General features: G+C 48.4%; 19 protein-coding genes and 2 other RNA genes. 11 read left to right on the top strand and 10 right to left on the bottom strand.

What is annotated here, in order from left to right:
* Positions 1-183 precede the first annotated feature (183 nt).
* Positions 184-1506 carry a DUF3427 domain-containing protein gene (locus VP504_RS07755; RefSeq protein ID WP_325893710.1) on the bottom strand — a complete coding sequence of 441 codons (1323 nt, stop codon included), beginning with the start codon at positions 1504-1506 and terminating at the stop codon, positions 184-186.
* A gap of 346 nt (positions 1507-1852) precedes the next feature.
* On the opposite strand from VP504_RS07755, the gene VP504_RS07750 reads away from it, so the two are divergent.
* The 6 genes from VP504_RS07750 (at position 1853) to VP504_RS07725 (ending at position 11811) form a co-directional block, all read left to right on the top strand.
* Entirely contained in the window at positions 1853-2767 is a 915-nt protein-coding gene (locus VP504_RS07750) for a restriction endonuclease (RefSeq protein WP_325893708.1), read from the top strand.
* Positions 2768-2926: 159 nt separating this feature from the next.
* Complete coding sequence (locus VP504_RS07745; protein ID WP_325893707.1) at positions 2927-3109, top strand: helix-turn-helix transcriptional regulator; 183 nt, start codon at positions 2927-2929, stop codon at positions 3107-3109.
* An 86-nt stretch (positions 3110-3195) separates the two neighbouring features.
* Positions 3196-5865: a type I restriction-modification system subunit M gene (locus tag VP504_RS07740; protein WP_325893705.1), complete on the top strand. Its 2670-nt coding sequence runs from the start codon at positions 3196-3198 to the stop codon at positions 5863-5865.
* A complete protein-coding gene (locus VP504_RS07735) occupies positions 5858-7084 on the top strand; it encodes a restriction endonuclease subunit S (protein ID WP_325893703.1) in 1227 nt (408 codons plus the stop codon). Before VP504_RS07740 ends, VP504_RS07735 begins: the two co-directional genes overlap by 8 nt.
* Positions 7085-7144: 60 nt before the next feature.
* Positions 7145-11110: a type I restriction endonuclease subunit R gene (locus VP504_RS07730; protein WP_325893701.1), complete on the top strand. Its 3966-nt coding sequence runs from the start codon at positions 7145-7147 to the stop codon at positions 11108-11110.
* 20 nt (positions 11111-11130) lie between these two features.
* Positions 11131-11811 (top strand): M48 family metallopeptidase, encoded by a 681-nt coding sequence (locus VP504_RS07725; RefSeq protein ID WP_188011930.1) that lies wholly within the window; start codon positions 11131-11133, stop codon positions 11809-11811.
* 112 nt (positions 11812-11923) lie between these two features.
* Here VP504_RS07725 and ssrA (VP504_RS07720) read toward each other — a convergent pair.
* The 5 genes from ssrA (VP504_RS07720) to smpB form a co-directional block, all read right to left on the bottom strand.
* Positions 11924-12291, bottom strand: a transfer-messenger RNA (tmRNA) gene (gene ssrA / locus VP504_RS07720).
* 132 nt (positions 12292-12423) lie between these two features.
* The gene (locus VP504_RS07715) at positions 12424-13743 is read right to left on the bottom strand and encodes a type II toxin-antitoxin system HipA family toxin (protein ID WP_325893700.1); all 1320 of its coding nucleotides are present in this window, start codon (positions 13741-13743) and stop codon (positions 12424-12426) included.
* Positions 13743-13988: a type II toxin-antitoxin system antitoxin HipB gene (gene hipB / locus VP504_RS07710; RefSeq protein ID WP_325893699.1), complete on the bottom strand. Its 246-nt coding sequence runs from the start codon at positions 13986-13988 to the stop codon at positions 13743-13745. Before hipB ends, VP504_RS07715 begins: the two co-directional genes overlap by 1 nt.
* 235 nt (positions 13989-14223) lie before the next feature.
* Positions 14224-14591: a transfer-messenger RNA gene (gene ssrA, locus VP504_RS07705) on the bottom strand.
* Positions 14592-14637: 46 nt separating this feature from the next.
* Positions 14638-15123, bottom strand: coding sequence for an SsrA-binding protein SmpB (gene smpB / locus VP504_RS07700; RefSeq protein WP_002536901.1), 486 nt, complete (start codon positions 15121-15123; stop codon positions 14638-14640).
* A 206-nt stretch (positions 15124-15329) separates the two neighbouring features.
* On the opposite strand from smpB, the gene VP504_RS07695 reads away from it, so the two are divergent.
* Positions 15330-15761, top strand: a complete 432-nt coding sequence (locus VP504_RS07695; protein ID WP_062705132.1) for an SRPBCC family protein — start codon at positions 15330-15332, stop codon at positions 15759-15761.
* Complete coding sequence (locus tag VP504_RS07690; protein WP_325893698.1) at positions 15754-16104, top strand: RnfH family protein; 351 nt, start codon at positions 15754-15756, stop codon at positions 16102-16104. Before VP504_RS07695 ends, VP504_RS07690 begins: the two co-directional genes overlap by 8 nt.
* 212 nt (positions 16105-16316) lie before the next feature.
* Here VP504_RS07690 and VP504_RS07685 read toward each other — a convergent pair whose 3' ends face one another.
* The 4 genes from VP504_RS07685 to VP504_RS07670 form a co-directional block, all read right to left on the bottom strand.
* Positions 16317-19328 carry a M66 family metalloprotease gene (locus tag VP504_RS07685; RefSeq protein ID WP_442788902.1) on the bottom strand — a complete coding sequence of 1004 codons (3012 nt, stop codon included), beginning with the start codon at positions 19326-19328 and terminating at the stop codon, positions 16317-16319.
* 270 nt (positions 19329-19598) lie between these two features.
* Positions 19599-20420 carry a polyphosphate kinase 2 gene (gene ppk2, locus VP504_RS07680; RefSeq protein WP_325893696.1) on the bottom strand — a complete coding sequence of 274 codons (822 nt, stop codon included), beginning with the start codon at positions 20418-20420 and terminating at the stop codon, positions 19599-19601.
* 112 nt (positions 20421-20532) lie between these two features.
* On the bottom strand, positions 20533-21267 hold the full coding sequence (locus VP504_RS07675; RefSeq protein ID WP_325893695.1) for a copper homeostasis protein CutC: 735 nt from the start codon (positions 21265-21267) through the stop codon (positions 20533-20535).
* 280 nt (positions 21268-21547) lie between these two features.
* Entirely contained in the window at positions 21548-22150 is a 603-nt protein-coding gene (locus tag VP504_RS07670) for a peroxiredoxin (protein ID WP_325893694.1), read from the bottom strand.
* A gap of 129 nt (positions 22151-22279) precedes the next feature.
* Between VP504_RS07670 and VP504_RS07665 the strand changes: the two genes are divergently transcribed.
* The 3 genes from VP504_RS07665 (at position 22280) to aceA (ending at position 26827) form a co-directional block, all read left to right on the top strand.
* Positions 22280-23176, top strand: coding sequence for a hydrogen peroxide-inducible genes activator (locus VP504_RS07665; protein ID WP_325893693.1), 897 nt, complete (start codon positions 22280-22282; stop codon positions 23174-23176).
* 696 nt (positions 23177-23872) lie between these two features.
* Positions 23873-25480, top strand: a complete 1608-nt coding sequence (aceB, locus tag VP504_RS07660) for a malate synthase A (protein WP_325893692.1) — start codon at positions 23873-23875, stop codon at positions 25478-25480.
* Between the two features lie 42 nt (positions 25481-25522).
* Positions 25523-26827, top strand: a complete 1305-nt coding sequence (aceA, locus tag VP504_RS07655; protein WP_062705114.1) for an isocitrate lyase — start codon at positions 25523-25525, stop codon at positions 26825-26827.
* The last annotated feature ends 109 nt before the right edge of the window (positions 26828-26936 follow it).

The raw sequence follows: 26936 nt of genomic DNA, 5'->3' as shown, positions 1-26936 counted from the left end.
ACATCATCCCTGTCATTACCATTTTGTGAAAGCTAGCTTATCTTTGAGCGCGTTGCCGTGATCTGTGTTTTTGCGCACTGCTGATTCGTTGGTTTGTATCAGATTGGAGGCGGGGCTAAGAATTCCTGGCTGGTGGGGGGAGTGGTGAGGAACAGCGCAAAGCTATTCCTCGATAATTGAATGCTATTTGAGTGATGCTCTGTAGCTTGTTGGCCTGAGGTCGAACAACTCATCAATAGCGCCTTTTCGCTTATAATAATCCGCTGTGTTCTCGGTGCGGTTAAGGTTGTACAAACGGTAAAGCCAATACTTTTCAGGTGTATCCCGAGAGACACTCACTTCATTATCCGAAATGAAAAACTGAGTGTTCTGCCTTCCCTCTGTGGTTTTCACTTCGATGAATTTCTCTGTACCGTCAGGTTCGAAAGACAGAATGTCATATCCTGCATTGGGATTGATTAAAGCCATATGCTGAATGCGCTCGGCAAGTTCGGGTTTTCCGCTTGATACCAAGTGTTTTCGTTCCATCTCTAAAACGATTTGTTCACCAATATCTCCAAGCTCACGGTTTCTTTTATCTCTTTCAGCCCAGTCAACTTGGGCAGCTTTTCTCTTCCTGCCACTTTCTGCGTAAAACGGGGAGAGGTTGCCATCAATCGGCACTTCCTTAATGACGGTTTTATCGGGGTTTAATGAAGTAAACGTTGGCGTATCGGAATGAGTTTCGAACGCTATCCTTCTTTGAATCATGCTAGGGATCGGCCAGCTCTCAAACTGCCAGTTTATATTGACTGGCTCGCTCGTTGTTGTGTCCCAGTTATCGAAAAGAAGATGACCTAGGTAGGTGTAGTCATCCTCCTTATTGGCTCTCAGGAACAAGTGGATAGTGTTTGTTTTATCATCGTGAGCGATTAATTGTTTGATGACAGAGGATTCGGGTGTGTGCTGGTTCTGTGACCACCAAATTAACTTGCCATCATCTGTAATGAAATCTTCGTAAGTGTTTGACTGACTTGGCTCTAAGGTGACAAAGAAAACAAAATCGCCTTCTTTTGAGGCATTGGAGACGATACCCGAAAGCCCCCATGAACCCGCACCTTTTGTAAATTTCGCCTCAGGTGCGAATACTTTACAAACCTCCTCGCGATTATATTGCCCATAAAGTTCTAAAGTGACATTTTCCATGTCTCTTTCTTTAGCAATCACTTCATAACCAAGCTTTCTGAGCACTTTGAAACACGGGCTTTTCTCACCACCCGTGAAGTGTTTTGAGGAAACTTCGATATTAAGCAACTCAGACATGGCAAGACCAAAAATCGCCTTTGGCGGGTAAGGCCTGCCGTGGACTATTAGATCGTAATCCTTTGATGGAGCATAACTTTCGATGTCGCCTTGTTTTTCGTTAAAGAGACGACAGGCACTTTCTATGTGATTGGCGTTGAGAGGTTTGGCAAGTGTGTTGAGCCTCTTGATTCTTCCGGCTTTGTCAAATTCAATGCTTTTCATTCACTCGTAACTTCTGAGCTATTGATAGGTCGCTCAGAGTAACGGTGGTTTAGGCAATGCTTATTGGCTTTAATCAATTTTCTGGACAAGGATAACGAAAGGTATACGGTAACGCGAAATCGTTGTTGTTATTTATTGGTAGGCTTTTTGGTCTAGTGCTGCTGTGGTGAAGTTAGGTAAATCGAAAAGAGTATCAATGTTGTTGATAAAGTACGCACAAAAGTGCCTAGCATATTGTTCATTGAAGGCCCTTTTCGTACTCTTTTGATATCACTATCAGTGCAGATTTCTTCGGTTCTTCTATTCCCAGAGCCAGCTAGTAGCACTCTAATGTTAGGCATAATTAATGATCCCAAGCTATCAAGCTTTTATGCGTCCATTGCTGGAAGTCGCCAAAGCGGCCAATGGACAGGAACTCAGACTTCGAGATGCAATCAATGCGCTCGCTGACCATTTCGGTTTGTCGGAAGAAGAGCGTGAAGAAAAGCTACCAAGTGGTAAGCAAACCGTTATTGATAGCCGAGTAGGGTGGGCGCGAACTTACTTATCAAAAGCGGGTTTGATTGAAGTTACCCGACGTGGACATTTCATGATAACGCCTCGTGGTGTCGACGCGATTAGCAATCCAAGCGTTGTAATCGATACGCGGTTCTTAAAGCAATACGAAGAATTTGTTGCGTTCATTAGCCCTAGTCAAAACAAAGAAGATGAACCTAGCCTAGCGGATGTCGAAAGTGAAACGACGCCAGACGAAGTTCTTCGCGCGGCCTACAAACAAATCAATGATGCACTCGCCTCGGAAATTCTCGCCCGGACTCGCAAAGTCAGCCCTGCATTTTTCGAACAGTTACTGATAGACCTGCTTCTTGCCATGGGGTATGGCGGTACTGGGGAGGGTATGGCTCACACCTTGGGTAAAAGTGGTGACAATGGTGTTGATGGAGTCATCAACCAAGATCCATTGGGTGTCGACCAGGTTTACATTCAAGCTAAACGTTATGCAGAAGGTAATAATGTTAGTTCTGGTGATATTCGTGATTTCTTTGGTGCACTAAACCTCAAGAAGGCGCAGAAAGGTATCTTTATCACTACCTCTGATTTCACGCTCTCCGCTGTTCAAACCGCGAAAGATTTAGGTATGCGTATTGTGCTTATAAATGGCAAAGAATTAGCCAAGCTGATGCTTCGGTACAACATCGGTAGCCGTGATGAGCAGGTGATTTACCTTAAACGCATTGATGAAGAGTTTTTTGAGAGCTAGTGGGACAAATATGAGTTCAAATATATTTGGTTGGTGTGCGAACAGTAGTTGTGTGGCGGGAGGCAATACCCCTTCTATATCATTGTCCATTCACCAACTTTCCCATATCCTCTCACCATCAAACTTATCAACAAAATCGGTTAGAGCTAACACGCTGAAATGAATGATCAAATCTTAACCTTGAAAGAGGTGGTGGCGTATTTAAAGCTTGCTGAAAAAACGGCCTACCGGCTTGCCAGTGAAGGCAAGTTACCTGGCTTTAAAGTTGGGGGGGGCTCTTGGCGCTTCAAACGAGAAGATCTCGAAGCCTGGATAGAGAAGCAAAAAGGTGTGGTTGAATAGCCTATTGGCAACCAAGCCCCTCTATCTTTAATCCATTATCGAATTTAACTGTTCTGCACTGGCTGAACACAATCATCGAGAAAATTATGCAAAAACTGACGCTTAACAAACTGTCCCGTAAGCTATTTGAAGCTTGTGATATTCTGCGGGGCAAGATGGATGCTTCTGAATACAAAGAATATATTTTCGGGATTCTATTTCTTAAACGTATGTCTGACCAGTTTCATAAAGATTATGAAACCAAAGTACAAGAGTTAAAAAAAGCTGGTCATAGTGACGCGGCTATCCAAACTGTCGTTAGCAAAGCGTCTCAGTTTAGTTTTTTCGTACCAGACAAAGCGCGTTGGGAAAATCTGCGTCATTTAAAAACAAATGTTGGCTCAGGGCTAAACAAAGCGCTGGAAGCATTGGAAGAGAGCAATACCAAGAAAGGCTTGGAAGGCGTGCTCAAGCACATCAACTTCAACCGTAAGGTGGGTAAAAAACCCATCCCAGATGAGCGTCTGGTTGAATTTATTCAGCACTTTGACAGCATCCCTCTCTCAAATGACGATTTCGAATTCCCCGATCTATTGGGTGCTGCCTATGAATACCTGATCAAATACTTCGCCGACAGTGCAGGCAAAAAAGGTGGTGAGTTCTACACCCCTGCCGAAGTAGTGCGCTTGCTGGTGGAGATTCTTGAGCCTGCTGAAGGCATGGAGATTTACGACCCCACCTGTGGTTCGGGCGGTATGCTGATCCAAAGTCGCAACTACGTGCAGGAAACGGGCGGTAATGTTAAGAAAATTCACCTGTTCGGCCAAGAAGACAATGGTGGCACCTGGTCTATCTGTAAGATGAACATGATCTTGCATGGAACAGGTGGTGCAGACATTGAAAATGGTGACACGCTAGCCACCCCACTGCACCGAACCAAAGATGGTGAAGTGCGTCCTTTCGATCGCGTGATTGCCAACCCTCCGTTTTCACAAAACTACAAGAAAGCGGATATGCAGCTCAAAGAACGCTTCAACACCTTTATGCCAGAGTCTGGTAAGAAAGCGGACTTGATGTTTGTGCAACACATGGTGGCTTCGCTCAAAGCCAACGGTAAAGCTGCTGTGGTGATGCCTCATGGCGTATTGTTCCGTGGTGCAGAAGAGCGCACTTGTCGCCAAGACTTCATTGAGCGCGGCATTCTTGAAGCCGTGATTGGCCTGCCGCAAGGCTTGTTCTACGGTACGGGCATTCCTGCCTGTGTGTTGGTGCTCAACAAAGCTGGACGTGAAAACCGCGAGTCGGTGCTGTTTATTAATGCCGACCGAGAATATCGCGAAGGCAAAAACCAAAACAGCCTGCGCCCTGAAGATATTGAGAAAATCACCAGCGTCTATAAAGCCATGCTGGAAGATGAAAAGCACCCAGGCGTCGAAAAATATGCGCGTCTGGTACACAAAGATGAATTGGCGCGTGAAGACTACAACTTCAATATTCGCCGCTATGTCGATAACAGCCCAGCACCTGAGCCTCAAAACGTTAAAGCGCACTTAAATGGCGGTATTCCAACCAAAGAAGTTGATGCGCTGCAAAGCACTTGGAATGATTACCCAGGGTTGAAAGAAAGCCTGTTCGTTCCACGTGCTAACAACGAGTTTCAAGATTTTTCCGATGAGTTTGAAGCGCTGTCATCGCTCAAGCCACATATTGAAAACTTCCCAGCAGTACTGAAAAAACATGCGGCTTTTCAAGTGGCGTTGGATGATTGGAAACAAGACTTTGCGGGCTTTGAAGCTCTGGGCGACAAAAAGCTCGGTGATGAAGGTGTATTTGCTCTGCGCCGCGAATCTCTGAACACCATTGAAAAGCACCTAATGCCGATCAAACTGCTCAACCAATACAAGGTGCGTGGCGCATTGGCAGATTGGTTTAAGACGTTGGAAGCAGATTTTAAATCTGTTGCGGCAAGCGGCTGGAATGCTGAGCTTATCCCTGACGAAGTGCTGTTTGCTAGCCAGTGCGCGGATGTGGTGGAAGAGCTGGAGAGCAAGCAAGCGCGTATCAGTGAACTACAAGCCTTTGTTGATGCAGCAGATGAAGAGGACTACGAGCCGACCGATGAAAACCCTGCGCTGCCGTCTGAGTATGTTAAACAGCTTAAAGATGAGTTGAAAGAACACAAAGCGACGATCAAAACCTGCGTGGCAGTGCTGAAAGCACAAATCAAAGATGCGTTCATCCAGCTGAAAAACAGTGCAGAACTGCCAAAAGGCACTAAGCAAGGGGATTTTGCAAAAGGGCTGACAGGTAAAGAAATGAACTTCGCAGTCCATAGCGAGATTCTTGCCTTAGCGGATGAACTTGGCGTTCAGTTAGATAACCTTGAGCTGATCAAAGAGCACGCGAGAAAAGGTGCAGTTGCTGCGGCTGAAGCAACTGCGATTGAAGCCAAGCTGGCAGCACACAAAGCGTTAGAAGATGAGTTGAAACAGCTGAAAGCGGAAATCAAGGAAACAGAAAAATGCCGAGATGAACTGCTTGAGGCTGCCCGAGCGGCAATCACACCAGAACAGGCGAAAGTGTTGATTCTGGACCGGTTCAAAACTGAGTTGGATCGCCAATACCAAAGTTATGTCCGTGCCTTGTTGCTTGACCGTATCGCTGCAATCGAGAACCTACACCGCAAATACCAAGTTACCGCAAAAAGCATCACTGCTAAGCGAGAGCAGGAAGCAAATAAGCTGGCTGGCTTTATGAAGGAGCTGGGTTATGAGTGATTTTGAATGGGTGCGGCTTGGGGAAATTGCTGCGATTACGATGGGGCAATCGCCAGACTCTGAAACATATACAGATGATGATAGATACATCCCTTTCTTACAAGGTTGTGGAGACTTTACAGGTAGCTATCCTGTGACTGATGTTTTTTGTACCTCTCCTGGGAAGGTTGCTAAAGAAGGGAGCTTATTGGTTAGTGTTAGAGCTCCAGTTGGTACAACAAATGTTGCAGACAAAGATTATTGTATTGGTCGGGGGTTAGCAGCGGTCAAAAGTAATATTGTCTCCGCTTCATATTTGAGGGAGGCGTTCACTATATCCGCTAGTTTTCTTCATCGTCGCGCTCAAGGTTCAACGTTTGATGCTATTTGCGCAAAAGATCTTTCGGAAATGAAAATCCCTGTGCCAAAGAATCGTAGAGTTGGCGAAAAAGTTACAGATATAATCCAATGTATTAACGCTGAAGTCGATGCCACTCAAGCCCTTATCGACAAATACACTGCTATTAAGCAAGGTATGATGGCAGATTTGTTTAGCCGAGGTGTCGACCCGGAAACCAAAGCCCTTCGCCCAACATTTGAAGAAGCGCCAGAGCTTTATCACAAGACGCGATTGGGGATGTTGCCGAAGGAGTGGGATATAGGTTTGCTTGAAGAAATAGCTCCTGTAATTGACCCTCAACCTGATCACAGAACGCCTCCACAGGTAAAAGAAGGTATTCCTTATGTAGGGGTTGGTGACTTTACCTGGGATGAACGTATTGACGCTAAGAAGTGTCGTAAAGTAAGTCGTAACGCATATCTAAAACAGCAGAGCCGATTTAAAGTAGAGATGGGCGATGTAATTTTCGGGAAAATTGGCACCATTGGGCAACCTAAAGTCATTAGAGAAGATGGTGAATTTGCATTAAGTGCCAATGTGTTGTTAATCAAGTCAGGTATGAAAGGACACTATATTCGTGACGTTTTGGTTTCCCAATATACGTTGGCTCAATTAGATAAAATTGTGAACGTAACATCACAGCCGGCGGTAGGAATTCAGACAATGAGAGAATTAATGATTCCAATGCCTGATGCTATTGAACTTGAGTTGATCAACTCGAAATTACAAAGTTTGGAAAGTTATATCTGGAGCGAAGTTTCGTCATTAAACAAGTTAAAAGCCCAAAAGGCTGGCCTAATGCACGACCTCTTAACAGGCAAAGTCCCCTTACCCGCATAACAAAAAATAAAAAATGGCAGCAGGCAAATGCCTCGCTGCCTGCAATAAGGATATCAAACAATGTCAGAGTACCAATTGGTTGAAAAGCCGCTGCTAAACCAGCTTAAAAGCATGGGCTGGGATGTGACGGATTTAGGGCAAGGTGTGCCTACCGACCCGACAACCAGCTTTCGCAGCTCTTTTCGTGAAGTCATCTTAAAAGACATTTTTAAAACTGCGGTGCACCGTATCAACACCACTGATGACGGTAAGCCCTGGCTGACGGATAGCCAACTCGATGTTTTGCAGGATGATGTCACCGACTTTGGTACTCACAAATTACTGGCGGCCAATGAAGAGTTTATTGGCCGTCTCCACAAATGGCAGCTTGATCGCAACGAACTGACCGGCGAAGAAGACCCGGTTGTTAAGCTGATTGACTTTGATAATTGGGAAAACAACACGTTCACTGCCATCAACCAGTTCCGCGTTGATACCCCAGGGTTAGGTAAAGAACACATACGCCCAGACATTGTATTGTTCGTCAACGGCCTGCCGCTGGTGGTGATTGAGTGTAAAGAGCAGTCTCAGCATTGCTCTAACCCAATGGCAGCAGGTATTGACCAATTACGCCGCTATGCAGACTTGCGCGAGCCCGAACACAGTAAACTGCGCGAAGGTGAACCTGCTCTGTTCTTTACTAATCAGTTGATGATCAGCACCTACGGTGATGATTGCAAAGTGGGCACCATCACCTCAAATGAAGATTACTACTTCAACTGGAAAACCATCTACCCCGATACTGAGTCCTATAGAGCACCGGAAATTGGCACCCATCGGAGCCAGGAAAAGCTGGTCCAGGGTATGCTCCACCCCAAACGGCTGCTTGATATTACCCGTTGTTTTACCCTGTTTATGGATACCGACAACGGCCCACGTGTAAAAGTGATTTGCCGTTACCAGCAGTTTCGCGCGGTGCAGAAAATCATTGAGCGTATGGAGCAAGGCGAAACCGGCATTCAACGCTCCGGTGTGGTGTGGCACACCCAGGGAAGCGGAAAAAGCCTGACTATGGTGTTCCTAGTTCGAAAGCTTCGTCGCCATCCAGACCTGAAAAGTTACAAGGTACTGATGGTCAACGACCGGAGTGATCTTGAAGAGCAACTGACCAATACCGCCGCGTTAATTGGTGATACGGTTGTTGAGATCAAGAGCACCAAGGATGCGAAAGAGAAGCTGGCCAGCGATACCTCGAACACCAATATGGTGATGGTGCATAAGTTCCGCGAGCAAGACAGCAGTTTCCTGCCGGAATCTGTTCGTAAGCTCTTATCTAAGCATCTCGCAGAAGCAAAAGAAGCGGGCGATGTAGAGCGCATTGAAGAGCTAGAAGCTGACTTTGATGCAGAGATTGTTATGCATCGACCTTTCGGCGTGATCAACGCTGGTGAAAAAGTATTGATCTTGGTGGATGAAGCGCACCGCACCCAGCGAGGCGGCAAAGACCGCCCCAGCCTTTCAGACAACCTGTTTGATGCTTTCCCAAAATCAACTCGAGTGGCATTCACAGGAACGCCGCTTATCGCTGACCATCACACATATCCAACCTGGAAGCGTTTTGGCGTTAGCCAAGAAAAAGCCTATATCGACAAATATAAGCTTCAGGATGCGGTCGATGATGGTGCCACGTTAAAAATCCTCTACGAAGGTAAAACCGCTGACAGCGCGATCTACGATAAAGCGGGGTTTGATACCAAATTTGAAGATCTCTTTGCGGATAGAACGGAAGAAGAACTAAGAGAGATCCGTAAAAAGTATGGTGCGGAAGGGGATATTCTTGAAGCAGAAAAGCGCATTGAGGAAATTGCTGAGGACCTAGTAAAACACTACATACGGCAGATTTTGCCTGCAGGCTTTAAAGCTCAGGTGGTGTGCTCTTCTAAGCAAGCTGCGATTCATTACCAAACCTACATTGAAAAGGCACTGGCGAAAGAAATCGAGCGATACAAAAAGCAGCCAGAGCAATGTATCGACAAGGCCTGGCTTGAACGCCTTGAGTTTTTGAAAACGGCAGTCGTGATCTCCAGTGATGACACCAATGAAGCCGCGTCATTCACCTATGCCAGAAAGCAGGCCAAAGAGATAAAAGCCGTCGAGAGCTTCAAGAAGAAGTTTGATCACAGCAAGCCAAATACTGGCGTTGCTTTCTTGATTGTCTGCGACATGCTGTTAACGGGCTTCGATGCGCCTATTGAACAGGTGATGTACCTCGATAAAAAGCTGCGAGAGCATAACTTGCTGCAAACCATTGCCCGTGTAAACCGAACCGCAAAGGAGAAAAAACGCGGTTATATCGTTGATTACATTGGTCTGGCTCATCACCTGAGAGATGCGCTGTCAATGTACTCGCAGGATGACCAAGATGACATTCTGGAAAGCTTGCAAAATATTGATAGCGAAGTGCCGGTTTTGGAAAGCCGTTATCGCCGATTGCTTCAGTTGTTTACCGAACTCAAGGTTCACAACATCGAAGCGTTTGTGAACCAGAAGCTTAGTGTCGATGAGCACTATCAAGTTCAACTTCAAGCGATCGCAGTTTTAGAAGACCCTCGCCAGCGTGACAGTTTTAACGTGTTCTTGAAGAAGTTCCTTCAAAGCATGGACATCATCATGCCTAACTCATTGGCGGACCCTTATAAAACGCCGATGTACCAGTTTGTACATATTCAAGCGAAAGCGCGCCAGCGTTACCAAGATGACAGTATGAGCTTCCAAGGCGTGGGCGCAAAAATTCGCCACCTTGTGAACGAGCATCTTATCAGCCTGGGCATCAACCCTAAAATTAAGCCGATTGATCTGTTCAGTGATGCGTTCATGACGCACATGGGTAAAGAGCCGGATTTACAAGCGCAAGCGAGTGAGATGGAACACGCCATTCGTAAGCACTGCAAAGTCAATGCGGACGATGACCCTGTCTTCCACAAAAAAATGAGTGAGAAGCTGGATGAGATAATCAAAAAGCACTCTGGCAACTGGGAAAAGATGATCCTAGAGCTGAGTGCTTTGCGAGATGAAATCGACGCGGGACGCGGCCCCAACGCCAAAGTATCGGATCCGTTCTTTGATTTGATTGTCCAAAAGGCATTTCAAGACGGCGAACCAATAAAGCCATACGATAAGGTAAAAGCCTGTGTCGAAGCCGTTATGGAAGATCTTGGCGAGAATATTGGCAGCTTAGATTTCTGGGAACGCGAAGATTTGATTTCGGAGCTCGAAGGGAAAGTTGAAATGCGCTTCTTACTGAGTGGCGTACCTCAATTGAGTGAACTAAGTGAACAACTGACAACTGAAGTAGTGGCATTAGCGCGAAGGAGGGAATTGTTAATTCTATCTGAACAGGCGCTGAATGAGCGTATCGATGAAATTATCGAAAAGCTCCGTGCGATTGCTCCTGAAGCGTTACAAAAACAAATCAGCGAAGAACCAGATCTCTCAATGCTGAAATATGACTTGGATGGTGTTGATTTATACCTAGCTCAAGAGTTGGAGCAATATGAGAGTTTCTACGAGCTAGCGTTGATAAAGGTCGCTACTGACATCAATTATGTAGAGAACGAAGAAGATCGTTCAACACTGCCGTATGAGGTTCGAAAACAGTTTAATTTGTTTGCCGATGACGTTCGTGAAGCATTGGTCGATATTATCCTCACAATTCAATCAGAGCTCTCTTTACCAGATTTAGAGGAAAGGCCGATTGTTGCATTGAAGGAAACAGCGCAAGGTAGCTTCATCTTTGGAGTAACTGTTGGGGTGATGTCTAATTTCATTTATGACGTTATCAAAACTACCGCATTGAAAGGTCGCCAGCCTATCAAAAACATGGCTGCAAAAGGGGAGCGTATCAAATCTGAGCTACCAGCGATGGTAGAGCGAAATCGCGCCGAACGGGGAGTTGATGAAGCGAACTACGGAATTTCGCGCACTGAAGAGCAAAGCTTAGTAGATGACGCACTAAAGCAACTGCGTAACCGCAATTCACCAAAGTAAGATAAGAAAAAGCATCACTAATGCAATACAAAGATATCAAATACAGTTTGAAACAGAGCAAGCGAAAGACCACCAGCATTCTTATCGAACGGGATGGGAATGTTACTGTGCTTGCGCCTGAAAGCTACGATATTGAAAAAGTAGAGAGCATCGTTGAGGAAAAGCGCAGTTGGATTTATCGCAACCTTGCTGAGTGGGAAGATCTTAACCGCACCAAGGTCGAGCGAGAGTTCGTTAGCGGTGAAGGCTTCCCCTACTTGGGCTGTAATTATCGCTTAAAGCTGGTAGACGAGCAGAAAGAAGACTTGATCCTGAAAAATGGTTATTTCCTGATGCGCCGTGATAAAGCGGAATATGGTAGCGAGCTGTTCAAATATTTCTATCGCACCAAAGGGCTATCTCGCATTAGTAAACGGGTAGAGCACTTCGCCCCAAAGCTGGGAGTGGATTATCGTGCAATCCGAGTCATGGAGCTTCAGCACCACTGGGCCTCCTGTTCACCCAAAGGGGACCTGAACTTTCATTGGCGTTGCCTGATGGCCCCACTCGCAGTTCTGGATTACATCGTGGTGCATGAGCTAGCACATCGCATTGAGCGCAATCATAGTGCTGCTTTTTGGAACCTCGTCGATAAAATTATGCCGGACTACCAAAAACATGTTTCTTGGTTGAAGCATAATGGTGCTGGGATGGATCTTTGATTTGAAAGGAACAGAGTGACTTAGTTCCAGTTACTGAGAGACTGCCTCTGGCTGCTTGTTTATATAAACAAAAAAGCGCCAACCCTTTCGAGTTGGCGCTTTCCCAAACGTTTGGTGGAGCTGGCGGGAGTTGAACCCGCGTCCAAAATCAGTCTAACTAATGGCGCTACATGCTTAGTCTATCTTTAATCTCGTCAGTGTGCTGCGAATAGACACGCTACAAAAAGACATACCGAAATTCTATTTCGCGGTTCAGCTCTTCGGTCAAAGCTTCCCTCGCTATCCTGATTGGGTTTGACTGCCCTGATTCCCCGTCCTACAGGCGGAGGCTAGGGAGGGCAGGCTCTGAGCAGGTTATTAAGCTGCTAGTGCGTAGTTTTCGTCGTTTGCGACTATTTTTTTGCGGCTTTTTACGAGGCCAACCGCCCCTCGGCATGCTCCACGAGCCTTCTTGATCCTGTCGAATCCTGAATTAGCCACGTAATGTGGACGCAGATACTAGCATGACATGTTGCGGCGGCAAACGGTGGATGCGGCGTGTCGACAGTGGGCCGTTTTGCTCGCGGTGAATTCCCCATGTTGATGACTATCTTTAGATGAGTTGTTGCTTGGTCAGTAAGCATCTTGCGATTCCAACCGCGCCACCATCTTTAAAGCCCCCTCAAAGATCGCATCTGCAATATGTGCTGGAAATTCGGGCGGTAGCTGTTGTTTGACCTGCTCGATCGCTTTGGGTAACGCCCCAGCCAGCCCATCCATGATTTCTTGCATTTGTATTTTGCTGAATCCGACTTCCTTGGCTGTTGCGAGGAAATGGCGAGGGTAGATTTTGTCTAGCTTGTACTTTTTCCCTTTGCTTGCTTTCAGGCCCATGGCGAGTTTTAGTGATTTGATGTGGAGCCCTTTTCCGCCAACAATGGGGTAGGCGGAGATAATGTCGTAGAAGGGAGTAAGCTGGTATGTGCCGCCAGCACCAATAAAGATAGAGAAGTTTTTGGCATGTCCATCGGTTGCGCCTATCAGCCATTGGAAGACTAAAAAACGCATAAACGCAGCGCGGTCGGCCAGTGCGTTACTTGAACCTAATAGCAGCTGCATGATTTCTTTTACGCCAACACCGCCATCACTTTCGTATTTAATCGCAGAAGGTTTGCCGAACGCTTGGCACATGTCTTCCTGCGGTAAACGCAAAATCCACGTGTTGTCTTTTGACCAGCGCCTGTCGAAACGCTCAACGGCCAGCGCTTTAACGTTATTGCAGTGAATGATTTCAGCATCAGGAACCGCAAAACCAAGCGCCTTTGCAAGCTTCAAACAGATAAACTCGTTCTCAACGCTGTCGGTCATGTCCAGTGTTGCGTTGGGTTGTTGAATTTCGCCAATAGGCAGCTTGATGATGTGTGAAGTAGGCGTTGAACCTTTCGGTATGCACCAGTCGTTACCTATTTTGAGTAGTGCTGTTTTTTCCTGCGCGCCCGCGATGGAGATACGAAAATCGTCTTCGTCGTCTAACATGCCAAGCGGGATCTTGGACTGATATGCACTGAGCACTTTCTTTAATCGCGACTTGCTGAGCGGCTCATAATCAAGTTGCTGAACATGAGGTTTATCGTCTGCTGTGTGCAGAGATATTGCGCCTACGCTGTCTTTGCCAACTTGTTTTAAAAGGTCGAACGCTTGACGTGAGTCGGCTTTATATCTCGCTAAAATGCGGTCACGGATTTCGTTGAGATCAGGCAGCAGATTGTCAAAGTAATTGATAACGTGGCTGGAGGTATGTTTTTTAAACTGAAGGGGCAATGAAAGGGAAAGTGGCCTCCCTTTTGGATTTTCAAGCCACTGCGCACAATATTGGAATTCGTGTGCGCCGTTGGTCAGTTTAATGAACTCGCCAACACGCTCTCCATTCATATATGTCACAAGCTTTTCCATCACCACACCTCTTCATCCGAGTGATTTTGCACAGGGTGCACTTCAGTGCTTATTTCCATTTTCACACCCAATGCTTGGATGATCTTGAAAACGGTTTTGAGCTGTGTGGTGTCTGGATGGTTCTCAAAGTTAGAGAGGGTGGCTTGTTTTAGACCGACGCGTTGAGCAAGCTCGGCTTGTGTAAGTTTATGCCTGGTCCGGAGTAACTTTAAGTGATTGGCTAATTGCTGCGGACTGTAAATCATCACAACCCTCCATCTACGTGAAATAATATATCCCTTGCTGCGGATATATTATTTCTTATCCCCTACACGGTATATTTAAACTTATATCCCTTACTGGGTATATGCAAACCAATATCCCCTGAAAGGGATATTAATCAACATAAGTGTGAGCAGTTTGTCATAAATAGGTACTGGCTCAGGGGTTTAGATATTAAAAAAGCGCCAACCCTTTCGAGTTGGCGCTTTCCCAAACGTTTGGTGGAGCTGGCGGGAGTTGAACCCGCGTCCAAAATCAGTCTAACTAATGGCGCTACATGCTTAGTCTATCTTTAATCTCGTCAGTGTGCTGCGAATAGACACGCTACAAAAAGACATACCGAAATTCTATTTCGCGGTTCAGCTCTTCGGTCAAAGCTTCCCTCGCTATCCTGATTGGGTTTGACTGCCCTGATTCCCCGTCCTACAGGCGGAGGCTAGGGAGGGCAGGCTCTGAGCAGGTTATTAAGCTGCTAGTGCGTAGTTTTCGTCGTTTGCGACTATTTTTTTGCGGCTTTTTACGAGGCCAACCGCCCCTCGGCATGCTCCACGAGCCTTCTTGATCCTGTCGAATCCTGAATCAGCCCCGGAATGTGGACGCAGATACTAGCATAACATGCTGCTGCGTCAACGATTATCTGGTTGAGTGCTTCATGATTCGCGCTTTGTCGCGCTGCCAATCGCGATCTTTAGAAGCATCACGTTTGTCATGAAGTTTTTTACCTTTCGCCAGACCAATCTTAAGTTTAGCCCACGACTGTTTCCAGTACATGGAAAGCGCGATAACTGTGTAACCTTCGCGGTTCACTTTACCAATCAAGTTGTCGAGTTCACGACGCTTGAGCAGCAGTTTTCGCACGCGTGTTGGGTCTGCCACTACGTGTGTAGAAGCAACGTTCAGCGGAGTGATGGTCGCGCCAGACATGAAAGCTTCACCATTGCGGAAGAACACGTAGCTCTCGCTGATGTTGGCTTTGCCTGCACGGAGTGATTTCACTTCCCAGCCTTGTAGCTCTAGCCCTACCTCAATATCGTCTTCGATGAAGTATTCGTGGCGAGCCTGGCGGTTCTGAGCAATCGTGTTGCTGCCCGCCTTATTCTTTGCGTTTTTCTTTACCATAATGGCGGCATTATACGTAGTGGTTATGGTGGGCGAAACAAGTTTTTATCGGATTTTCAGGCGCCCGGCTCCATAAACCGTCGATGGCGGTGTTTCCGGGTGTACCTGTTCGTTGCCGTTTGTGCGGTTTGGAGGCACGTTGAAGGAATTTGGGGAAAAATACGGTCTGGTGATATGATGCCGGAATCGACCTGAGAGGAGACGCTATGCCGCGTATTACCCGTTCTGCGTTGGTGCCGTATAGTGCAGAGCAGATGTTTGAACTTGTTAATGATGTTGAAGCTTACCCTTCGTTTTTACCGGGGTGTGCCGGTTCGCGCGTGCTGGAAGCCAATGACAGTGCGATGACCGCGTCGGTGGATGTGTCGAAAGCCGGTATCCGCAAAACCTTTACCACGCGCAATCTGCTGGTAAACGGTCAGCAAATTAAAATGGAACTGGTGGATGGCCCTTTCCGGAAACTGGTGGGTGGCTGGCATTTTACGTCTTTGGATACGGATGCGTGCAAAATCGAGCTGAATCTGGATTTTGAGTTCACCAACGGTTTGGTGGAAATGGCGTTCGGAAAAGTCTTTAACGAGCTGGCGGTGAATATGGTGAAGGCTTTCACCGACAGGGCGAGAGACATTTATGAGTGACGGTAAGTTACTGCATATTGAAGTAATGTATGGGTTGCCGGATGAGCAACGTGTTTTTAAGGCGATTGTGACGCCAGATACGCCGGTGGAAGAAATTATCAGCCACTCGGGTATTTTGGATGCGTACCCTGAAATCGACCTGAAGAAGAATAAAGTCGGTGTGTTCAGTCGTCTGGTGAAACTGGATGCGACGGTGCATGACGGCGACCGCATTGAAATCTACCGCCCGTTGGTGGCAGACCCGAAAGAAATCCGCCGCCGTCGCGCAGAGCGTATGAAAGCGGAAGGGAAATCTGACCCGGTCACAGGTGGGAAGGTGAACCCGCTGCGTAAAGGCGAGTAAATCAGCGCTTCGCTTTCGTGTAAGAAAGTGAAGAAGAATGCGGATAAGAATATAGATAAGAACAAAGAGAAAAGCGGTGGTCATTGGCCACCGCTTTTTTTTATTGAAGCCCGCACAAGCTAGGATGAGCGGATATTGACTACGATTGGTATGACTTCAGCAGGTTCCAGGCATCTTGCCAGAACGGTGTTTTACCTGGCGCGTAGCTTGGGTTAGAGCACCAGCCTGAGTTTGGCCATGGCTTGCATTGGTATAGCTTGCCGTCCTGACCTTTTACAATGGCACCTTCCTGATAGGCTGCGCCCGGTGTGTAATTTGGGTATTCCCCCGGTAGTGGCGGTGTCACTTCTGGGTCCGGATCGGGTGTTGGCTCTGGGTTTGGCTGGGTTAGCGCCGCCACAGCTCTCGTCGTTGGTTTGTTTCCAAACGCCCCATTCGCCCGTGTTGCCCGGCTCTTCGCCTTTGGTCCACCACGCGGCCAGCCATACCACGCCGTGGTGCGAGACTTTATCGCCACCCACATACACACGGTTTTTCTCCCAGTTGGCAATGCATGTGGCGCTGGCTTCGACCGTGATGGTGCGGGTGGCTGACGCTGTCTGGCCTTCGCTGTCGGTGACTTTGTAGCTCAGCTGATAATCGCCCGGTGTTTGGGTATCGACATCACCGGAAACGCGGATGTTGGCGGTGATGTCGCCATCTTCTTTATCAAACGCGCTTACGCCTTGCAGTGCATCAAAGCTATCGCCCTGTTGCAGGGTCACGTTTGTCACACCTGACAGGGTCGGCGCTTCGCCAAGCTCTGTGGTGACGATGCCAGCTTTGAGTTCCACCGTCGGCGCGGTAATCGCGATATCGGCAAGCAGTTTATCGTTGCAGTAAAGCTCTGCGCGGTAAGGGTTGAGCGCGGTTTCCACATTCACGTGGAAGCGGTTCATCAAGCCTTCTTTAAAGCGTCGGTTGTGCAGGTTGAAGCGCTGGGTGCCGCCTTGCTGGATGAGCACGTCCAACTGGCACGACGATGCGGTGAAGTTATCGGCATACACGGCGCCATATGCACCATGCAGGGCGGGGTAGATGTAGCTTGGCAGTGTGTTGCTTGGGTCGTAGTAACCCACCAGTGTGGTCACGGCTACGCCCTGTTTTTCAGGAATGCGCGGCACGGTTTTGTCGATGATGTCTTTTTCGACTTCCACCCACTGAACCGCTTCAAAGCGGTATGCGTATTTGGTGCCGTTCACCAGAAGCTGGGATCCACCGTTAACGTGAATGTGGGAGTTGTAGCCTGCTGATGAGCGGAACACCACCACTTTGCCTTCATAGCTTTGGTCTGTCGGCAGGTAGAAATCACGCGCCCAGTAGCCGTTTCCTGTGTTGATGCGAACGGCGTCTGCGTTCTCAAACAGTTCGTGGAATTTGCGGCTTTCCGCGCCAAACTCGTTCAGGGTGTTGTTGTCGCTGATGGTGACAATGTTAAAGGCGAGATCGTCCTTCACGCTGTTGTCCCATGGCTGCATGGTCTGGCTTTCTGCATCCCATTTGCTGAATCCGGTTGGGGAGGCAGGATCAAAGCTCGCTTTGCCTTCCATGAAATGTTGGAACACGTTCAGCTCGTAAGGGGTGTGCAGTGTGTATTCATTGCCTGCCGGGTGCAGCGGCCAGCCACCCGCCATGGTGCCCCAGCCGAAACTGTGTCCGTTGAAAGGTTCTGCGCATTCGCCTTCGTAGCAGGAGGAACCATTGGTTCGCGCTTTGCTGAGGTTCGGCAGGAAGCGGTTTTCAAACAGATCCCAGCCCCAGGTGGAGTTGATATTGGTGGAGCTGTTATGCACTGAGCCTTTGAATCCGCCCAGATAGTGAGCTTCTGCATGGGTGCCAGCCCCAAACTCATGGCCGACTTCGTGGCTGAATTCATTGCCTGTTGAGCTGACCACTGACGCGACACCGGCATAAGAGCCGAGCAAACCGTGATTGATAATGCCATCGCTGTAGTTGCCCCGTGAGTTGTTCACCGTCACTTGGGCCGCGTGGTAAGGCGCGCTGATGTTCCATTGAGAGCCGTTCATCACGTCATGGCTGTTCACGCCGTAGTTGGCGCTGTTGATGCCAGCGGAAATCAGTTCACGGGCTATGCGGTAGTGGGAGTCACTGCCGTAAGCGTCTGCTTTGCTTGGGTCTACGTCAACCAGAAGGCGGCCATCCGGCAGCATGATTTCTTCGAGATGGATGGGTGCGTATGGATTCACGATAAGCTTGCTGATCTGCACAGACTGGAAGTAGTCGCGGTGCAGTTTCTCATCGCTCATAAAGCGAAATTCACCGCGCGGTGGCGTTAGCAGACCCACATCGACGGCGTTAAGGATCAGTGTGGTGTTAGCGCCAACTTTAATGCCTTCGACCACACCTTCCTGATGGCCATTGCTGAGTGTCAGGCTGAAGCCCGGCTCAATCACTTCTGCGGGCAAAACCGCCGTGTAGGCGTTGTCGCTGTAGGCGAGCTTGCCGTAATCCGCGTCAGACTGGGCAAACCATTTTCCGCCGACGTTGTTGTAGGTAAAGCGGTTACCGTTTGAGAGCGTGTCTGAGCCGTGGGTGTAGTGAATGCGTGAATTGTATCCGGCCTGTGAGGAGATGGTGACGATCTTGCCGTCGAGTTCTGCGCTTTCCGGCAGCATAAAGTCGTAGGCAAAGTTGCCGTTGCTGGTGGCGATTTCGAGGGTGTCATGCTCGGTCAGCAGCGCTTTGAAAGCGTCCTTGCCGGATTCATAGGCGATGGCATCAATAGCCTGTTGTGACGAGATGCGGTGGGCGTAGGTTTCTGGCACGACAATGTCGATGTCGATATCAATCTGACCCGCAGGTTTTGGTTGGGCCGAAGGTGGCAGCAGGGTGGTACGGTGCACTTCTTCGCCCTGGCTGTTTTTCACCACCACGGCGATGTCGCTGTTTTGAAGCGCTCGAGTGGCGTGAGGCTCAACGATCAACAGTGCTTTACGCAGTGCGACCAGATGCGGCTGGCGATCGCCTTCGATGCCGTGGAGGGTTGGCATGATCACGCTCTGCGCCATGCTGACGCTGGCAGCCAGTGAGCCTTGGGTATCTGAAGGCAGGGATTTCTGGTTGAAGTAAACGGTTTGAGAGCTTGGTGTGCTGGCGAAGGCTGTTGAGTAGCTTGCCCCAGCGAGCAATGCCGGAATAAGGCAGGCTAATTGTTTCTTGATCATTGTCGTCGTTGTGGTTGTTGAAACTGGGGGCGGAATATATAGAGGGAGTTATCGGGTGAGTGAGCGAGAAAATCCGTTATTTGAAGTAGCCCCTCAGTTCATCAGAACGAATTGGTAGTGAATGCACAGTGATGACGTTTCTATGGCGTTATTACAGGGGTTTACGAAGTTTTGACGCTGTCTGGAAAGGTAGTCTATGAGGTGTATTTTCATGACAGAAAGCGCAGCTTTTATCGGCTGCGCTTTTGGGGTGATGCGTTTATTGGCTTATCACTCGTCGGTCACATCCGGCACAAAGCTTTGGCTTTCGAGCGGCACACGGACATAGCCCTCTTTGTTGATCTCCGGCAGATCGATGGTGTCATAGCTGATGGCTTGATACGGAATGCTGGAGAGAAGATGGGAAATACAGTTCAGGCGCGCCCGCTTTTTGTTGTCGGCTTCCACCACCCACCATGGGGATTCTTTGGTGTCTGTGTAGGAGAACATTTTGTCTTTCGCTTCGCTGTATTCTTTCCAGCGGCTTCGGGACTCCAAATCCATCGGGCTGAACTTCCAGCGTTTGATCGGGGTATCGATGCGTTCTTTAAAGCGTTTTTCCTGCACTTCATCAGACACTGAGAACCAGTATTTCAACAGGATAATGCCGGAGCGTTGCAGCATACGCTCGAATTCGGGGCAGGTGCGCATGAACTCGTCGTATTGCTCGTCGCTGCAAAAGCCCATCACGCGCTCTACGCCCGCACGGTTATACCAACTCCGGTCAAACAGGACGATTTCGCCTGCGGCTGGTAGATGCGAAACGTAGCGTTGGAAATACCATTGGGTGCGTTCGCGCTCGGTGGGCTTATCCAGCGCGACAATGCGGCAGACTCGCGGGTTGAGCTTTTCGGTAATGCGCTTTATTACGCCGCCTTTACCCGCGGCATCGCGCCCTTCGAAGACGACGACCACTTTCAGGCCTTTGAGTTTGACCCATTCCTGAAGTTTGACGAGTTCCGTCTGTAGCTCAGCGAGTTTGTTCTCGTAGGCTTCGCTGCTGAGTTTCCCTTTCTTCTTTTTCGTTGGCTGGTTTTTATCTTCGCTCGCCATGTGCCACGTCCTTTTCCTCGGGTTTGTCCTGCCACCCTAAAAAAGAAAGGAGGATGATTTCAATCCCCCTTTCGGAAAAGTGCGAGGCTCGATCAGGCTTGGGAAATCAGGCTTAAGAAGAGAGCGCAGCCAGTGTCGCTTTGATGGTGTCCGGGTTGGTGACTGTGATAGCGAAATCGTCACCGTTGCCCATGGTGGCGTTTTCGTTCTGGAAAGCCATATGGGATTGGCGGGTGGTTTTACCGGAGAGGTGAATTTCGCTGACGCCTGTGGCTTGGACAATGCGTTTTACGTTATCCGGCGAGACACCGGCGCCCGGCATGATAGAGAGTCGACCTTGGGTGAAGGCCACCATGTCTTTCAGCTTATCTATGCCGTCTTCTGCGCGCTTGGCAAGACCGGAAGTGAGGATGCGTTCTACTTTGTGCGCCATCAGAAACTCCAGGGCATCGAACGGGGCTGAGCAGTGGTCAATCGCGCGGTGGAAAGTGATGCCTATGCCGGAGGCAGCTTTAATCATGTCGCCGACGATGGTCTCATCAATTTTTCCGTCAGCCTGCAGCGCACCGATCACCACGCCGTTAAGGCCTGCCTGTTTAGCGGTGTGAATGTCTTCGAGCATGATGTCTACATCATCACCCGAATAAAGGAAGTCGCCTTCACGGGGTCGGATAATGCCGTAAACCGGAATGCCCGCCACACGCATCGCGGCTTTCATGTAACCCGCACTTGCTGTCAGGCCACCTGTCGCCAGCGAACTACAAAGCTCAATACGCTTTGCGCCTGCTCGCTCGGCAATAGAAAGGGATTCAATACTATCAATGCACACTTCAACCAAAACAGACATACAACACTCCCTGAATTTCGTGCATTCATCATCAATGAGTTGCTGTTGGAATAGAAGATGGGAGGGTGTAAAAGTTTGGTAAAAGTTGGTTAAGAGTAGGCCCTATAAAGTCCTTTTGGAACTCAAAAGTGCGGGCTTTTTCGAGAGGTGATTACATCACCAACCACTGAGGCTTAAATACTAAAAGGGCCCGGTGGTCCGGGCCTCGTTCTATTTTATCGCTGACTTTGGCTTTACGCTTACGCGTTTAGGGGGAAACTGCGCGCGCAGCTGTCAACTATTACAGGTCGTCAGTGTGGTTAGCCAGGAAAGATGCAACACCGTCTGGAGACGCTTGCATGCCAGCCTTACCTTTTTTCCACTGTGCTGGACAAACTTCACCGTTCATTAGGTGGAAGTTCAGTGCGTCAACCATGCGCAGCATCTCGTCGACGTTACGGCCCAGTGGCAGATCGTTAACAACCTGGTGACGTACCACACCTTCTTCGTCAATCAGGAAAGAAGCACGGAAAGCAACACCAGCTTCTGGGTGCTCAACGCCGTAAGCATTACAGATTTCGTGCTTAACGTCTGCGACCAGTGGGTATTTTACAGGTCCGATGCCACCGTCTTCGACAGACGTGTTGCGCCATGCGTTATGAGTAAACTGAGAGTCGATGGAAACGCCAATAACTTCAACGCCTTTCTCTTTAAAGTCCGAGTAACGCTTGTCAAAAGCGATCAACTCAGATGGACATACGAAAGTAAAATCCAGTGGGTAGAAGAACACAACCGCTTTCTTACCTTTGGTAAAATCTTTCAGGTTGAAGTTATCTACGATTTCACCATTGCCAAGTACTGCTGCTGCAGTGAAATCTGGGGCGTGACGGCCTAATAGTAACATTTCTCAGCTCCTAAAATGTCTAATTTTCGGGCATTAATGCCTTGATTCATCAATGAACGGGACAAACTATAGTGGAAGTGATAAGTTGGAAGAAGTGAAATAAACAGATTAATACAATCGGAAAAATCGATGAATAAATTCCCTTCTCTCAAACAGCTCCACTACTTGGTCACACTGTATGAGACGCGCCATTTCGGTGAGGCGGCCAAACAGTGTTTCGTCAGTCAGTCTACACTAAGTTCCGGCATTCAGAACCTTGAAGATCTGATTGGCTCTCAGCTTATTGAGCGAGATAACAAAACTCTGGTATTTTCGGCTATTGGTGTAGATGTGGTGTGTCGAAGTCGGGAAATCTTGGCACGTAGTCAGGATTTAATGGAGCTGACCCAAGTCAGTGAAGGCCCGATGCATGGCAAGCTGCGTGTAGGCTGTATTCCGACTATAGCGCCCTTTCTTCTCTGTGACTTGGTACAGGCAGTGAATCAGCGTTTTCCTGAACTCGATTTGCTGCTTCGTGAAGACACCACTGCAAATCTGTTGATGGCACTGAAAAGTGGTGAGATGGATGTGCTTATTTTGGCGATGCCGGTCGAAATTGGCAGCATGCAAAGCCGTATCGTCGGGAAAGACGCTTTCAAGATGGTGCTGAACAGTGCTCAGGCGGAAGGGATGCCTTTCCCTATTCACTATTCTGACCTGCCGGATGAGTCGGTATTTCTGTTGGAGCGAGAACATTGCCTGACAGACCACGCAGTCTCGGCCTGCCAGTTGGCAAGCACAGAGAAAATCAATCCTTTTACCGCGACCAGTCTTCACACGCTGGTGCAGATGGTGGCGAATGGCCTCGGTACGACGTTTATTCCTCAAATGGCGATCAATCACGGCCTCATCGATAATCTCGATTTGGTGGTGATGGAGCCACCAGGGAGGGAGGCTTACCGCGAAATTGGTCTGGTCTGGCGTCCTACTTCGAGCCGCAAACCGACCTTTGAAGCACTCGCAGATCTGGTTGAAACTCTCCTTTAAGCACCATTCTGGAACTCAAATCCGAGGGAGTTTCATCGTTTATATAAGCTTCATAGTGCATAAAACGATGAAATTTCCTCTGCTTTTTCAAGATTCTTTAGCTCTTATTAGGTTTACTAATAACTTTGGTTTTTTGTGCTGATATTCTCTCTTAAACTAGAGCTATTGTCTTTTTACACTTTAGTAACTGTCCTGCGTTTCTGAAATTAAATTCTGTCGGCATCCCTACATATTTTTCATCAATTATTAAGCACTTAAGTTGCTTGCCCGTTAGCCATAATCACATGTAATTATTGTTAAGTTTTTGTTATGGAAAGATTTTCTGCAGAAATCGCCATCGGCTGCTACGTTTAAAACAGACCTGTATGATATTCAACTGGTTTACTCTTAAAGTAATTTAATTTCGTAAGTGATTACAAAAATCGCACTAAGGGATGAGAAAGTCACAAACGGAAGAACAATCTGAGAATCGTTTTAATTCAGTGTTTTGAGTTAAAACTCTATATTTTATAAGTTATTGATATTTATAAATTTAAAAGAATTTATACTTAAGTCTAACCCCTTTGGTAGTGTTGACTGGCGAAAATAAATACGCCAGTTTAGAAAGGTGTTTCGGCGATAAGAAAGCAATCGAAGCAGTAAGGGATTAATTGATATTGTTGTGATTTAGTTACAAATGGAAATGGAGGGCGTTTTATGGAATCACAAGCACAACAAGCTTTAAAGGAATTGTCGTTTGTTCCGCCGATCACTGAGATGGAATCTGATGTACTGACTGATGAAGCGCTCTCCTTCATCCTGAAACTTGCCACCCGCTTTGCGCACCGTGTACCAGAACTACTGGAAGCCCGAGAAGCACGTCAGGCGCAATTTGATGCGGGTGCCACTCCTGATTTTCTGCCTGATACGGCGGAAATCCGAAAGGGTGATTGGCGTATTCGCGGGATCCCTGAAGACTTGCAAGACCGCCGCCTGGAAATTACCGGTCCGCCAGAGCGAAAAATGGTGATTAATGCCCTGAATGCCAACGTAAAAGTGTTCATGGCGGACTTTGAGGATTCATTCTCGCCGGTATGGGGACCCGTTTTGCAAGGTCAGCGCAACCTGACTGACGCGATTAACCGCACCATTTCTTACAACAACCCGGCGACAGGCAAACACTACGCATTGGGCGAAGACCCAGCGGTGCTGATTTGCCGTGTTCGCGGCCTTCATTTGAAAGAAAAGCACGTGTTGCTGAATGGCACGCCGATTCCAGGTGCGCTGTTGGACTTCGGTCTGTATTTCTTACGCAATCACAAAACCTTGCTGGAAAACGGCTCAGGCCCTTATTTCTACTTGCCAAAACTGCAGGCGCATCAAGAGGCAGCATGGTGGAACGATGTGTTCTGTTTCACGGAAGACGAGTTCAATTTGCCACGCGGTACCATCAAAGCAACCGTGCTTATCGAAACGCTGCCCGCTGTGTTTGAGATGGACGAAATCCTGCACGCGCTGAAAGACCATATTGTGGCGCTTAACTGCGGCCGTTGGGATTACATCTTCAGCTATATCAAAACATTCCGTCACCACCCGGACCGCGTATTGCCGGATCGTCAGGTGGTGACGATGGAAAAACCTTTCCTGAACGCGTATTCGCGCCTTCTGGTGAAAACCTGTCACCGCCGTGGTGCGATGGCAATGGGTGGCATGGCGGCGTTTATCCCGTCAAAAGACCCGGAGAAGAATGCGTGGGTTCTGGACAAGATCAATGCAGACAAATCGCTGGAAGCCAATAACGGTCACGACGGTACCTGGGTGGCTCACCCTGGACTGGCAGACACGGCGAAAGCAGTTTTCGATGCGGCGCTCGGTGAGCGTAAAAACCAACTCGATGTGATGCGCGAGCAAGACGCACCTATCACAGCCAAAGAGCTCACAGAGCCGTGTGAAGGCGACCGCACTGAGGAAGGCATGCGACACAATATTCGCGTGGCGGTGCAATACATCGAAGCTTGGATTTCGGGAAATGGATGTGTGCCTATCTATGGCCTGATGGAGGATGCGGCGACGGCGGAAATCTCCCGCGCTTCTATCTGGCAATGGATTAAACATGAAAAATCGCTCAGCAACGGCAAGACCGTGACCGCCGATTTCTTCCGCGCCTGTTTGGCCGAAGAGATGGAGGTGCTGAAGCAAGAACTAGGTGAAACCGTATTCAACGGCGGGAAATACCAGCGGGCGGCCAGTTTGATGGAGCAACTGACCACCAGTGATGAGCTGGCAGATTTCCTGACGTTATCTGGATACGAATTGCTGGACTAACCACTGATTTTACAAACTTGAACATTGAGAGAGGGAAGCACAATGACTCTGACAAGACAGCAGCAAATTGAAGCATTGGAAAAAGACTGGGCTGAAAACCCGCGTTGGAAGAACGTGAAGCGTACTTACACGGCGGAAGAAGTGGTTGCCCTGCGTGGTTCATTCGTACCAGAGCAGACTATTGCCCAGCGCGGCGCTGACAAGCTTTGGGAACTGGTCAACGGCAGTGCGAAAAAAGGCTATGTGAACTGTCTTGGCGCACTGACCGGTGGTCAGGCAGTCCAGCAAGCAAAAGCAGGTATCGAGGCGATTTATCTGTCAGGTTGGCAGGTGGCTGCGGACAACAACACCGCATCTTCTATGTACCCTGATCAGTCACTGTACCCGGTAGATTCAGTACCGGCAGTGGTTAAGCGTATCAATAACTCTTTCCGCCGTGCAGACCAAATCCAATGGTCTAAAGGTGGCACACCGGAAGAAGGTACCGACTACTTTCTACCAATCGTTGCCGATGCAGAAGCGGGCTTCGGTGGTGTTCTGAATGCTTACGAGCTGATGCGTTCGATGATTGAAGCGGGTGCAGCAGGTGTTCACTTTGAAGACCAGCTGGCATCAGTGAAGAAATGTGGTCACATGGGTGGTAAGGTGCTGGTTCCTACCCAAGAAGCCGTCCAAAAACTGGTTGCAGCGCGTCTTGCTGCCGACGTTGCAGGCACCACCACCCTTGTGATTGCACGTACTGATGCGAATGCAGCAGACTTGCTGACTTCAGATTGTGACCCTTACGATAAAGACTTCATCGAAGGTGAACGCACTTCAGAAGGTTTCTACAAGGTTCGTGCAGGTATCGAACAGGCGATTTCTCGTGGTCTGGCTTACGCACCATACGCTGACCTTATCTGGTGTGAAACGGCGACGCCGGATCTGGAAGAAGCGCGTCAGTTTGCTGAAGCTATTCACGCTCAGTACCCAGATCAACTGCTGGCTTACAACTGTTCGCCATCGTTCAACTGGGAGAAAAACCTGGACGCGCCAACCATCGCGAAGTTCCAGCAGGCGCTGTCTGACATGGGCTACAAGTACCAGTTCATCACTCTCGCGGGTATCCACAACATGTGGTACAACATGTTCGATCTGGCGCACGCTTATGCGCAAGGTGAAGGCATGCGTCACTACGTGGAGAAAGTACAGCGTCCTGAGTTTGAAGCGGCTGAGCGTGGTTACACCTTTGTTGCTCACCAGCAGGAAGTGGGTACCGGTTACTTCGATAAGATGACCAACACTATTCAGGGCGGTAACTCTTCTGTGACAGCTCTGACAGGTTCTACCGAAGAAGACCAGTTCTAAAGCGTTATCCCAATCGGGCTAACAAACCAGCCATACCTGTTAGCCCGATTGTTCTGTATAACCAAACAACCTGAATTAACCACCTTAAAGTTGTTTGGGTATATAACAT

It is taken from the genome of Grimontia sp. NTOU-MAR1, assembly GCF_035758505.1.
Taxonomy (GTDB): domain Bacteria; phylum Pseudomonadota; class Gammaproteobacteria; order Enterobacterales; family Vibrionaceae; genus Enterovibrio; species Enterovibrio marinus.
This window is presented reverse-complemented; position numbering and strand designations above follow the sequence as displayed.

Excerpts from the sequence above, each read along its gene's own strand:
- VP504_RS07755 (WP_325893710.1), bottom strand. The coding sequence starts at position 1,506 with ATGAAAAGCATTGAATTTGACAAAGCCGGAAGAATCAAGAGGCTCAAC.
- VP504_RS07750 (WP_325893708.1), top strand. The coding sequence starts at position 1,853 with ATGATCCCAAGCTATCAAGCTTTTATGCGTCCATTGCTGGAAGTCGCC.
- VP504_RS07745 (WP_325893707.1), top strand. The coding sequence starts at position 2,927 with ATGAATGATCAAATCTTAACCTTGAAAGAGGTGGTGGCGTATTTAAAG.
- VP504_RS07740 (WP_325893705.1), top strand. The coding sequence starts at position 3,196 with ATGCAAAAACTGACGCTTAACAAACTGTCCCGTAAGCTATTTGAAGCT.
- VP504_RS07735 (WP_325893703.1), top strand. The coding sequence starts at position 5,858 with ATGAGTGATTTTGAATGGGTGCGGCTTGGGGAAATTGCTGCGATTACG.
- VP504_RS07730 (WP_325893701.1), top strand. The coding sequence starts at position 7,145 with ATGTCAGAGTACCAATTGGTTGAAAAGCCGCTGCTAAACCAGCTTAAA.
- VP504_RS07725 (WP_188011930.1), top strand. The coding sequence starts at position 11,131 with ATGCAATACAAAGATATCAAATACAGTTTGAAACAGAGCAAGCGAAAG.
- VP504_RS07715 (WP_325893700.1), bottom strand. The coding sequence starts at position 13,743 with ATGGAAAAGCTTGTGACATATATGAATGGAGAGCGTGTTGGCGAGTTC.
- hipB (WP_325893699.1), bottom strand. The coding sequence starts at position 13,988 with ATGATTTACAGTCCGCAGCAATTAGCCAATCACTTAAAGTTACTCCGG.
- smpB (WP_002536901.1), bottom strand. The coding sequence starts at position 15,123 with ATGGTAAAGAAAAACGCAAAGAATAAGGCGGGCAGCAACACGATTGCT.
- VP504_RS07695 (WP_062705132.1), top strand. The coding sequence starts at position 15,330 with ATGCCGCGTATTACCCGTTCTGCGTTGGTGCCGTATAGTGCAGAGCAG.
- VP504_RS07690 (WP_325893698.1), top strand. The coding sequence starts at position 15,754 with ATGAGTGACGGTAAGTTACTGCATATTGAAGTAATGTATGGGTTGCCG.
- VP504_RS07685 (WP_442788902.1), bottom strand. The coding sequence starts at position 19,328 with ATGATCAAGAAACAATTAGCCTGCCTTATTCCGGCATTGCTCGCTGGG.
- ppk2 (WP_325893696.1), bottom strand. The coding sequence starts at position 20,420 with ATGGCGAGCGAAGATAAAAACCAGCCAACGAAAAAGAAGAAAGGGAAA.
- VP504_RS07675 (WP_325893695.1), bottom strand. The coding sequence starts at position 21,267 with ATGTCTGTTTTGGTTGAAGTGTGCATTGATAGTATTGAATCCCTTTCT.
- VP504_RS07670 (WP_325893694.1), bottom strand. The coding sequence starts at position 22,150 with ATGTTACTATTAGGCCGTCACGCCCCAGATTTCACTGCAGCAGCAGTA.
- VP504_RS07665 (WP_325893693.1), top strand. The coding sequence starts at position 22,280 with ATGAATAAATTCCCTTCTCTCAAACAGCTCCACTACTTGGTCACACTG.
- aceB (WP_325893692.1), top strand. The coding sequence starts at position 23,873 with ATGGAATCACAAGCACAACAAGCTTTAAAGGAATTGTCGTTTGTTCCG.
- aceA (WP_062705114.1), top strand. The coding sequence starts at position 25,523 with ATGACTCTGACAAGACAGCAGCAAATTGAAGCATTGGAAAAAGACTGG.